The sequence below is a fragment of the Mycobacterium sp. genome, from assembly GCF_039583785.1.
In the GTDB taxonomy this organism is placed as follows: domain Bacteria; phylum Actinomycetota; class Actinomycetes; order Mycobacteriales; family Mycobacteriaceae; genus Mycobacterium.
Genome location: NZ_JAVKSG010000102.1, coordinates 1 through 7858, shown reverse-complemented (window position 1 = coordinate 7858; position 7858 = coordinate 1). Strand labels below are relative to the sequence as shown.

General features: G+C 65.5%; 7 protein-coding genes and 1 pseudogene. 5 read left to right on the top strand and 3 right to left on the bottom strand.

Features of this window, described 5'->3' with window-relative positions:
* The 3 genes and pseudogenes from ABDV69_RS19230 to ABDV69_RS19220 all read left to right on the top strand — a co-directional run.
* A pseudogene (locus tag ABDV69_RS19230) lies at nt 1-484 on the top strand (hypothetical protein); the annotation flags it as partial.
* Nucleotides 485-870: 386 nt separating this feature from the next.
* Nucleotides 871-1968 carry a phenazine antibiotic biosynthesis protein gene (locus tag ABDV69_RS19225; protein ID WP_343577234.1) on the top strand — a complete coding sequence of 366 codons (1098 nt, stop codon included), beginning with the start codon at nt 871-873 and terminating at the stop codon, nt 1966-1968.
* Nucleotides 1969-1990: 22 nt separating this feature from the next.
* On the top strand, nt 1991-3328 hold the full coding sequence (locus ABDV69_RS19220) for an aldehyde dehydrogenase family protein (protein WP_343577236.1): 1338 nt from the start codon (nt 1991-1993) through the stop codon (nt 3326-3328).
* Nucleotides 3329-3381: 53 nt separating this feature from the next.
* Here the strand turns inward: ABDV69_RS19220 and ABDV69_RS19215 are convergent, their stop codons facing one another.
* Together ABDV69_RS19215 and ABDV69_RS19210 are read right to left on the bottom strand one after the other, a co-directional pair.
* A complete protein-coding gene (locus ABDV69_RS19215) occupies nt 3382-4467 on the bottom strand; it encodes a hypothetical protein (RefSeq protein WP_343577233.1) in 1086 nt (361 codons plus the stop codon).
* Nucleotides 4468-4561: 94 nt separating this feature from the next.
* Nucleotides 4562-5965 carry a PE-PPE domain-containing protein gene (locus ABDV69_RS19210; protein ID WP_343577232.1) on the bottom strand — a complete coding sequence of 468 codons (1404 nt, stop codon included), beginning with the start codon at nt 5963-5965 and terminating at the stop codon, nt 4562-4564.
* Between the two features lie 247 nt (nt 5966-6212).
* Here ABDV69_RS19210 and ABDV69_RS19205 point away from each other — a divergent pair, with 247 nt between their 5' ends.
* Together ABDV69_RS19205 and ABDV69_RS19200 are read left to right on the top strand one after the other, a co-directional pair.
* Nucleotides 6213-6476 (top strand): hypothetical protein, encoded by a 264-nt coding sequence (locus ABDV69_RS19205; protein ID WP_343577231.1) that lies wholly within the window; start codon nt 6213-6215, stop codon nt 6474-6476.
* On the top strand, nt 6473-6859 hold the full coding sequence (locus ABDV69_RS19200) for a PIN domain-containing protein (RefSeq protein ID WP_343577229.1): 387 nt from the start codon (nt 6473-6475) through the stop codon (nt 6857-6859). The genes ABDV69_RS19205 and ABDV69_RS19200 overlap by 4 nt, the downstream gene beginning before the upstream one ends.
* A gap of 59 nt (nt 6860-6918) precedes the next feature.
* Here the strand turns inward: ABDV69_RS19200 and ABDV69_RS19195 are convergent, their stop codons facing one another.
* The gene (locus ABDV69_RS19195; RefSeq protein WP_343577228.1) at nt 6919-7686 is read right to left on the bottom strand and encodes an SDR family NAD(P)-dependent oxidoreductase; all 768 of its coding nucleotides are present in this window, start codon (nt 7684-7686) and stop codon (nt 6919-6921) included.
* Nucleotides 7687-7858 lie beyond the last annotated feature (172 nt).

Sequence of the window (7858 nt, the reverse complement as noted above, 5' to 3'; positions counted from 1 at the left end):
CTTGGTCCAGTTGTTCGGCGGCGGTACAACCGGGACGACTCTGACGAATGACATTCTCACCGCGATCAACGAAGACCAGTTCGCCCCTGGCGGCTCGCTTGCCGGTGACACACCGAATGACCTGTATCAAACGACCGTCTACACGATCAACACCGACGGGGTCGCTGATTGGCAGGAGGATTGGAATGCGGCACTCGCCGCCGACAACGGCAACACGTTAGACGCCCTTGGGAGCGGCCTATATCACTTCTTCACCACCCACGCGGAATACCTAGGGCTGACGCCGGCGGACGTCGCCTCCGGCGTACCCACGACCGACGGCTTGACCACCACCATCACGATTCCGGACGGATCAGACGCGGGCGCCCTCATCAACGACACCACGGCACTGGTGGACGCTTTCACACATGGCATTGCAGACAGCGGAGCCCTGACCGCCTTGGTGGGAACCGTCGAGGATCTTTTCAACCCCGTCTACTTCTGACCGATCGGACCGACTCACTTCGGCGACCCACCAGCCATTCAGCACGCGCCATCGCAGCCTCGACACCGCCTGGCAGGTGGCCATCCTATGCGTTAGGAGCAAGAGCGCCGGCCGGCAGCCATAGGTGCCCGATCCCTACCCGCGCAACTCCGTTTACCCAACGCAAGTTGCAGCATTTGTCGCCCCAATGCCGGCTTCCGACCAGTGATATTCCGGCGCGCAATTGAGCGGCCGCGATAACAGCAGCCGGGCATCAGTCGTAACATGTCAAGACGGCAAAAAGTTGCGCTCCAAACGGTGAACTGCACACTAAAACCGGCCCCGCCGAAGCGAATTGGCGGAATCCTAGTTGCCGGTCCGATCCGGGCTAGGACATGATCTACCCAATGGCCGATATCGATTTCTCGCTGCTGGACGTGCCGCGATCAACCCCGCCAGACGACCCGGACGCCTACCTGCGTGCCGCCATCGCCTGGCATTTCGGCGAGCAGACCGGCAGCCCCTTCTGGCTGCGGGCGGCCCGGACGCTGGACTTCAATCCCCTCACCGACGTCCACACGTTCGCCGACCTGCAGCTGTTTCCCAACCTGCTCAGCGAGTTGCGCACCGAGCCGGTCGAGGATCTGATTCCGCGCGGTTACGGGTCACCCGCACCGGTGCCGCAGATCTTCGAGTCCGGCGGCACCACCGGATCACCGAAAAGGACTGTCCAGCTTCCGGATTGGGTCGCACAGGTGGTGCAGTGGCAAACCGCGGACTTCGCCGACGGTGGCTTCGTGCGGGGCCGCGGTTTCCTCTGCATGATGCCGAGTGGGCCGCACGGGGTGGGGTACTTCTCCCGTCTGGTCGCCGAGCGTCTCGGCTCGACCTTCCACGCCATCGACCTGGACCCGCGCTGGGTGAAGAAGCTGGTGGCCCGCAAAGCCTCCGCCGAAATGGCGTCCTACCTCGACCATCTCGTCGAGCAGGCGGTTCAGGTGCTGCACACCCAGCACATCGCGAACCTGCACACCACCCCGCCGCTGCTCGAGGAGATGGCCCGCAACGACGACGTGGTCGACCTGCTCAACGAGAAGGTCCGGTTCATGCTGCTCAGCGGTGCCCACGTCGACATCGACACACTCGACCTACTCGACAGCATTCTCCCGGACACCACCATCACCATGGCGTTCGGCAGCACGATGATCCTCTCCCAGGCGATCACCCACCGCATCGACGGCGACGGGCCGTTCGTCTTCCACCCGCGCAGCCCGTATGCGACCTTCTCGGTGGTCGACCCGGACACCGGAGCCCGCGTGGCCTACGGAGAACGCGGCCAGGTGATCATGAACCACATCAGCAAGGGCATGTTCCTGCCCAACAATCTGGAACGCGACAGCGCCATCCGGCGGCCGGGGCTCGACGGCCAGGTCGGTGATTCGGTCAGCGAGGTGCGGCCCGTCGCCGCGTTCGAGGGCGAGCCGGTGATCGAGGGCGTGTATTGAGATGGCCTCTGAGACAACGGCTCTGATCGCGATCGACGCGCTCGGTCCGGACGGCGAATACCGCACCCGCCACCGCGAGCCCATCACCGGAACCGACGGCGGCGCCGTCGCGGAAATCAGTCTTGCTCCGCCACTGTATGTTTCCCGCGCAATCAAGGCTCAGCGCGGAGTGCGGCCGCTGCCCGCCGGTGAGCGGGAGGCCGCGCTGGTCAAGGCGGCCGACATCTTCGCCAACGGCGTGCTCGCAGGGCTCGATTTCGATGCCTATACCGCCCTGGCCGGCCGCATTTCCGGCGTGCCGATCTCGGTGACCCGCGCCGGTGCGCGCAGCGTCGCCGACGGTGTCAGGTCAGCCTTCGCCGCGGTCGCGCCGGCCCGGCCGTCGGGTGCCGCACTGGACTGGCGCGACACTCGCGCGGGCGGCGCGGTGTGGGCCCGGCGCGGCGACGTGTTCGCGGTGCTCGCCGCCGGCAACGGCCCGGGCGTGCACGGGCTGTGGCCGCAGGCGCTCGCCCTGGGTTACCGGGTCGCGGTCCGCCCGTCGCGGCGTGAGCCACTCACCGCCCATCGCCTGGTCCAGGCGTTGCGCCAGGCCGGATTTCGCAGCCATGACGCGGTCTACCTGCCCACCGACCATCGCGGCGCCGACGAGATGATCCGTTCGGCCGATCTCGCCATGGTCTACGGCGGTCAGGATGTCGTCGACAGGTACTCCGGCGACCCGACGGTGTTCGTCAACGGGCCGGGCCGGGCGAAGATCCTGATCACCGCCGAACACGACTGGCGCGATCACATCGACGTCATCGTCGACTCGATCGCCGACCTCGGCGGGTTGGCCTGCGTCAACACCACCGCCGTGCTCTACGAAGGCGACCCCAGGCCGTTGGCCGAAGCGATCGCCGCGCGACTGTCGAGCGTCGAGCGTGCCCTCTTGCCGATTCAAACCCTGGACGCGGCAACGGCTTTGGCCAGGCACCTGAGCGTCGCGGCGGCCGGCAGCACCGCGCTGCTGGGCGCCGACCAGGTGGTCGCCCCGCTCGGCGACGGCCACGCCGCGCTACGACCGGCGGTGTACCTGCTGGCCCAACCCGACGTCGCCAAACTCAACGTCGAGTTGCCGTTCCCGTGCGTCTGGGTCGCGCCGTGGTCACGGGCCGACGGGCTGGAGCCGCTGCGGCATTCGCTGGTGATCAGCGCGATCACCGACGACGACGAGCTGATCGACGATCTGGTGGCCGAACCGACCATCGCCAACGTGTACGACGGGCAGCATCCGACCCACTACACGGCACCGGAGATCCCGCACGACGGATTCCTGGCGGACTTTCTGATGCGCAACAAGGGCTTCATCCGGCACTGACGGTGCCGGACCTGTGATGGCGAGCGTCGACCGCTCGTCGCCGTGGCTCGGAATCACCACCCGATGGACGACAGCACGTCGGCGAACATGGACGGGTCTGCTGCCGCGGCAGGGTCCAGACTCGACGCGAGATTGACGGCCGATGAGGGGTCCAGACCACCCGTGAACAGCGCAAACAATTCCGCACCGGTCACGTTGAAGTCGGCGCTGAGCAGTCCCAGGGCACTGTCGAGCAGCGGCAGGTCTGCCGAGGTGAGGCTGCTGCCGCTAAGGTCACCGGCTTGGTCAGCGGCGACAAACGCCTGGTCGGCCGAGAGCATGTTGGCCGCGGCGGTGACTAACTGTTCGTCGGCGTTGGCCAAAGAAGTCTGATCGGCCGCGGTAAAGGCGTCTTGCAACGTCACCATCTGCGCCAGCGGCGAGTCCAGCTCGGTGTTGAGGTTTGCTGCATCGGCGAGGACCCCCGCTTGGCGTGCGCTCAGCTCGGCGGTGGGCGCTGCGTCCAACGCCGCGGCGCCTTGATTCAGGTCGGTGATCGCCTGACCGATCACGTCGTCGGGGGTGGCCGCCGCGCTGGACGCGCTGGCGGCCAGGTCCGTTGCGGCGCCGGCGCCGCTGGTGTCGAAACCGCCGATGTCGAAGATCTGATCGGTGAGCTTGCCGATGAGAGTCGACGGGATTTCGCCGAAGATGGCATCGGTGACGTGGAAGCCCGCCGACGCGAAGTCGCCGAGCGCGGTGAGGTTTGTGGTGCTCGATGGGAGTGTCTCGGCGGCAGACAGGAACGCCTCGGCCGCCTGGGCGAGATTCTGGTCTGGGCCGTTGAACAAGGCCTCGCCGAAGCCCGACACCACGCTGTTGCCAGACGACAGCAGCGGCGTTTGGATCGCCACCAATTCCGGGAAAACGCCGGCGCCCGCGTTGGTGGAGCCGGACAGGGTGAAGGCTTCGGCGATCTCCGTTTGGGCCGTATCGAGCAGCCCGATGTCGGTCGGGACGGAACCGCCGTCGGCGTGGGCGGTGCCCATCCCGATCATGGCGGCGGCGGCGGCCAGGCCCGCACCGGTGCTCAACTGCCGGACACGACCGAAAGCGCGGCGGTTGCTGGTCATCAGTTCCCCGATCAAAAGGGTGCTCATGCTCGTGAACACGTCAGAGGACAAGAGTATCCGAGCTTGACGCGGCTTCCGGCCGGCTCAGCAAGTTGCCAGCGGCGCAGCACAACACTCCCAGCTACGGGCCGATTGACGACAGCAGGTCGGCGAAAAGGGACGGATCGAGCGCCGACACGGAGCCTGCACCGGCCGCGAGATCGGTCGCGGAGGTGAAATCTCCACCCGTAAGAAAGTGCGCAGCGAGGTCGACGAACGCCGACTGTAAGTCGGGTCCGATGGCTTGGTACTCGGGTCCCGCGATACCGAGAAAGGCCGAAGCGATGTCCGTCGACGAGCCGGTTGCGATCGCGCTCTCGACGGCTTTATCCGCGTTGAGCGCAGCCTCGCTCGCTTGTTCCCACCCTTGATCGACACTGGTAAAGAGCGGGTTCACCACGTCAGCCAGGACACCGTTGTCGTATGACGACAGCGCGCTCTCCGCCGATCCCACGTTCGCGATGTCCTGCAGCGCACCGTCTTGGAACTGGATCTGGGTGGCGATCGCCGGAGCGTAAGCGCTGGCGCTGCCGGAAAGCTCACCCAACAATTGGTTGGAGTCGGCGTAGTTGGTGGCCGCGTCGCTCAACAAACCCGACGGGTCGGTCGTGGCAGCGGACACGGCCGCCGCGCCGGTGCTGACGTTGGACGGAGCGATGTCCAAGGCCAGCAGCAACTGGTTGTACAACGCTTCGGAGCTGTTGACGTTGGCACTGTCGATGGAGAAGTACGTGGTCATATCGTCGGTGGTCTCGGTGGCAGCGGCGATCTCGGCCGGCGTCAAACCCAGGTATTCCAGGTGTTCGGTGAACATGCCGTAGGTGTTGGCGCCGCCGTCCCAGTTCGGCCAGCCATCTCCGGTCAAGGAGTAGACCTCGGTGGGGTACAGGTTGTCGGGGGTGGTGGCACCCAGCACCGGCGGGGTAAGTCCGAACTGGGCGAAAAGTTGGGTCGTGGGTTGCTGCAACGACTCGGGCAACGAGCCGATGACCGTGTTCAGAAATCCGCCCTCGGCGGACGCGCTGTCGCCCACCATGACGAAATTCAGATCAGCCGCGGGTATGCCGTCGGCCGCTAGCTGCTGCTCGGCCAGTCCTTCTTCGACGGCGCCTGCCGAGTAACCGAAGACGTAGAGCGGATCTGCCGCACTCAAGTCGCCGGCGGTGTAGTCAGCCTCGATTGTTTGCACCAAAGCCTGCACGCCGGGTTCAACGTTCTGCACCTCGTTGCCTACATCTGGGGTGATGAAAACTGTTGCGGCGCCGTCGAATCCGTTCGGTTGTAGGTACAGCGCGTTGGCGACGTCGGCGTACTCCTGATTTTCCGCGGGAATGAGGACCAGGGCATCGTTGGGGTCGACGCCGGGTGCCGCCGTGTCGGCGTGGGCGGTACCCATGCCGATCAGCGCCGCGACGGCGACCAACCCGGCACCGCCGGTCCATTGGCTGGCGTGACACCACGTGGTGCGGCGATTGTGGCCGGGCATTCGATTCCTATGGTGTCAGCGCGCGCTCACTATTAGAGCGTGTCAGCGAATCTCAGCCTACCTGCGTCGTGACATCGGGGCTTGCCTCCGCTGTTCGGCGGACAAACGCGACGGCGGAGCATCGCTGAGAAAAAGCGTCATTCCGCCCACTTTCGTGGCGGAGTGCAGGTATTCCCAACGTGCGCGATGTTCTCCACGCGAGGCGCCAAGTGTATCACTGTTGACGGTCAGTGTTACACTTGGCCGTATGCCGACCACCCGCCCCAGGCATTTCGTGACCGAGACCGATGATCTCGCCGAGGCGCTGGACGAAGCGGCACGGCGCTGGCCGAAATTGAGCCGGGCGCAGTTGCTGGTGCGTCTAGCGCTAGAGGGCCATCGCGCCGCCGAGCACGCGCATGACGAACGGCGACACCGTCGGCTTGAGGCCGTTCGCACCTATAGCGGTTGCCTCACTGGCGTTTACGGGCCTGACTACCTTGAGCGGATCCGCGAGGACTGGCCCACGTGATCGTCTTGGACGCAAGCGTCCTCATTGCCTTTCTCGACCATGCAGACAGTCACAACGGGGCTGCAGAACGGCTTCTCACGCACGCCGTAGACGACGACCTCGCCGTCAATTCGCTCACGCTGGCCGAGGTCCTCGTCGCGCCTGTCCGCGATGACCGTCTTGACCCCGTCACCGAGGCGCTCGAGGCCCTCGAGGTTCGAGAGCTGCCCTTTCCTGCCGACACGGCGATTCGGCTCGCCCAGTTGCGCGCGACCACGGGGTTGAAGATGCCGGACTGCTGCGTCCTTCTGGCGGCCGAGGATGCGGGCGCGAGCATTGCATCCTTCGACGATCGGCTCGTGCGGACGGCCGAGATGCGTAACGTCGCCGTGGTGCAACGCTGAGCGGTTCGGACGGACGCCGGGTGTGATCTAACGCTCAGGCGCCGGGCAGCGGTTGCGAGCTACGGCGAGTTGAGCTCCCCGATCATCTTCTCGTTGAAGACGGGGTAGAGCTCGTCGTACGCCCCGTCGCGCTCGGCAAACCGGAATCCCTTGGCACGCTCCACCACAATCTCCTCGGCGTCGGGCTTGGTCTGCAACAGCGTCATCGTCTCGGAGATGAACGCGTCGAGTGGCATGCCCCGCGGGTCGAATCCGCGCTGGCCCTGCAGTGCCGTCTGCACTCGGGGCGGAACGATCTCGATGACCTGGACGTCGGTATCGCGCAGCTGAAACCGCAACGACTGCGTGTAAGAGTGCAGCGCTGCCTTGCCGGCGCAGTACGTCGGGATGAGCGCGCTCGGCATGAACGCCAATCCGGACGTGACGTTGAGGATCGTTGCGCGTGGCCTCCCGAGTAATAAGTGCAGCAGTGCCGAGGTGAGCCGGATGGGGCCGAGCAGGTTGATGGCAAGGGTCTGCTCGGCCGTGCCGGGGTTACCGGTGGTGAGGTCCTCGACGCGCTGAATCCCCGCGTTGTTGATCAGCACGTTGAGCTCGGGGTGGTTATCGGACAACTCGATGGCGAAGCGGCGGATGTCGGCGGAATCACCTTGATCCAGCGACAGGTATTGAATGCCCGGGTTGGCCTCCGCCACCGCTTTCAGTGTCTCGTGGCGGCGGCCCGCGATGACGACGCTGTTGCCTAATCGGTGGAATGCCTCGGCGAGGCCCCGGCCGATTCCGGTACCACCCCCGGTGACCAGAACGGTGTTGCCCGTCAACTGCATGCGCTGTTCCTCTCCGTCGCTTTCTGCTACCTGCATACTCGCGGCAGCTGGCCCGGTATGCGATTACCGCATCAAAGTCGTGGTAATCGTGTCGGATTCCTGATCTAGTTTGTAGCCGTGGCGCAGTTTCCGCGGACTCGCTACGCCAGCTGCAGCGAGGTTGACATCGCCT

Excerpts from the sequence above, each read along its gene's own strand:
- ABDV69_RS19210 (WP_343577232.1), bottom strand. The coding sequence starts at position 5,965 with ATGCCCGGCCACAATCGCCGCACCACGTGGTGTCACGCCAGCCAATGG.
- ABDV69_RS19205 (WP_343577231.1), top strand. The coding sequence starts at position 6,213 with ATGCCGACCACCCGCCCCAGGCATTTCGTGACCGAGACCGATGATCTC.
- ABDV69_RS19215 (WP_343577233.1), bottom strand. The coding sequence starts at position 4,467 with ATGAGCACCCTTTTGATCGGGGAACTGATGACCAGCAACCGCCGCGCT.
- ABDV69_RS19225 (WP_343577234.1), top strand. The coding sequence starts at position 871 with ATGGCCGATATCGATTTCTCGCTGCTGGACGTGCCGCGATCAACCCCG.
- ABDV69_RS19195 (WP_343577228.1), bottom strand. The coding sequence starts at position 7,686 with ATGCAGTTGACGGGCAACACCGTTCTGGTCACCGGGGGTGGTACCGGA.